Raw genomic sequence first — 2325 nt, 5'->3', positions numbered from 1 at the left:
CGGCGGCCAGCGCGGCGGCGACCGCTCCCGCGAGGGAGGGCCCGGCGGTCCGGCGCACGGCCAGGAGATGGAGCACGACCAGGACGCAGAACGCCGCAACGGCTGAAAGGAGCAGCACGTGTTCCGCCAGGAGACCGTCCCACGCCGACCACATGAACCGGTTCACCGGCCAGCACCCCAGAACGCCTTGGCTCAAGCCGGCAAGCCGGTCCGTCCCGGCAGAGTAACCAACCGGTCGGGGACGGGAAACGCCTTGCTGGACACCGGGCGCCCGAACCCGCCGGCACCGATCCCCCGGCCGCCGCCTGACGATCCGTCGGGCCCCGGTCCGCGACCGGCCCTCCCGGTGAGGCAGTCTTCTCCCTCGTGGCGATCCTGGGGAACCTTCCGAGTCAGAGCGGGCCGAACGGTCCGGGTGGTGCGGGTGATCCCGCCGGGCACATGATCGTGTGCGGCGACGACGGGCTCGCGCACCGGCTGGCCCACGAACTCCGCAACGTGTACGGCGAGCGGGTCACCCTGGTCGTCCCGCCCTCGGAGCGGAACGTACGGCCCCCGGTGGTCGTACGGGCCGCCGGAACCGCGTCGGCGCTGCTCGACCGGATGACGGCGGCCGTCAACCGGGCGGCGGGGAACGGCGGCGGCGGGAGTGGCGATTCCGGTGAACCCGGGGCACACGAAGGGGTGTTGGAGGCCGTCGAGCTGACCGAGGCGGCGCTCGCCGAGGCGGGCGCGGAGCGGGCCGCGGCCCTGGCCCTCGTGTACGACGACGACGAGACCAACATCCGCGCCGCGCTCACCGCCCGCCGTCTCAACCCACGTCTGCGGCTCGTACTGCGGCTCTACAACCGGCGGTTGGGCCAGCACATCGAGGAACTCCTCGACCAGGCCTCGGTGTTGGCGACGGGGACCAGTGATGGTGAGGACGCGGTCGACAACGTCGGCGCGCTCGACGCGTCCACCACCGTCCTGTCCGACGCCGACACGGCCGCCCCGGCACTCGCCGCCACCGCGATCACCGGTACCAGCAAGGTCGTCCAGACCGCCGGGCTGCTGCTGCGCGCGGTGGAACGGCAGCCGCCGGCCCCCGGCGAGGTCGCCGACCCGGGCCTGTACACGCTCGCCCTGCTCTCCGCGACGAGCAGCGACCCGGCCGGCGCGGACGGCTCGGAGAGCAGCGGTGACCAGGGTCCCCGGCTGCTCCCCGACGAGGCCGCGGTCGCGGCGGCCACCGGGCGCGGGACGGTGGTGCTCCAGCAGGTGTCGTACACGTACTCGGGTACGCCGATGTCGGGCGGCCGGGGCCGGGGGGTGGTGCCGCCGTTCGGCTCGCTGTTCTCCCGGCGGCTGCGGTGGTCGCTGGCCGGGATGGTCGGCTGCGTGGTCGCTCTCGCCGTGGCGCTGTCGATCGCGACGGGCGACCACCCCGTCCACGCCACGTACCTCACCCTGTTGGACCTGTTCGCGATCAACGACCCGGCGATCGGCGCCTCGATGACCCGCCAGATCCTCCAACTCCTGTCCGGACTGGTCGGGTTGCTGCTGCTGCCGGTGCTGCTGGCCGCCGTACTGGAGGCGCTCGGTACGTTCCGCAGCGGGTCGGCGGTACGGAAGCCGCCGCGTGGACTGAGCGGGCATGTGGTACTGCTCGGACTCGGCAAGATCGGCACGCGCGTGCTGACCCGCCTGCGCGAACTGAACATCCCGGTGGTGTGCGTGGAGGCGGACCCCGAGGCACGCGGCCTCGCGACCGCGCGGCGGCTGGGGGTGCCGGTGGTACTGGGTGACGTGACCCAGGAGGGCGTCCTGGAGGCCGCGAAGATCAACCGCGCGCAGGCCCTCCTCGCCCTCACCAGCGCCGACACGACGAACCTGGAGGCGGTGCTGTACGGGCGTTCCGTACGGCCCGACCTGCGTGTCGTCCTGCGCCTGTACGACGACGACTTCGCCACCGCCGTGTACCGCACCCTGCGCGCCGCGCACCCCGGCGCGACCACCCGCAGCCGGAGCGTGTCGCATCTCTCGGCGCCCGCGTTCGCCGGGGCGATGATGGGCCGCCAGACACAGATCCTGGGCACGATTCCCGTCGAACGGCGGGTGCTGCTGTTCGCGGCGATGCGGGTGGGCGGGCACGCCCAGTTGGAGGGACGGACGGTCGGCGAGGCGTTCCGGGCGGGAGCGTGGCGGGTGCTGGCGCTGGACACCGGGGTGGGCCCCGGCCCCGAGACCTCCGGCGCGGATGTGGACGGGCGGCCGTCGGGGCTGGTGTGGGATGTGCCGGCGACGTATGTGCTGCGGGCGGAGGACCGGGTGGTACTGGCCGCC

At 73.7% G+C, this 2325-nt stretch carries 1 protein-coding gene; it reads left to right on the top strand.

Annotated elements, in window-relative coordinates:
• Positions 1 to 441 precede the first annotated feature (441 nt).
• Positions 442 to 2325 (top strand): potassium channel family protein (locus AOK08_RS40490; protein ID WP_055535375.1); only part of this gene is annotated, 1884 nt, incomplete at its 3' end.

It is taken from the genome of Streptomyces graminilatus, assembly GCF_001418565.1.
GTDB lineage: Bacteria > Actinomycetota > Actinomycetes > Streptomycetales > Streptomycetaceae > Streptomyces > Streptomyces graminilatus.
Note: the sequence above shows the minus strand (reverse complement) of the source record. Positions and strands in the feature narration are given on the sequence as shown.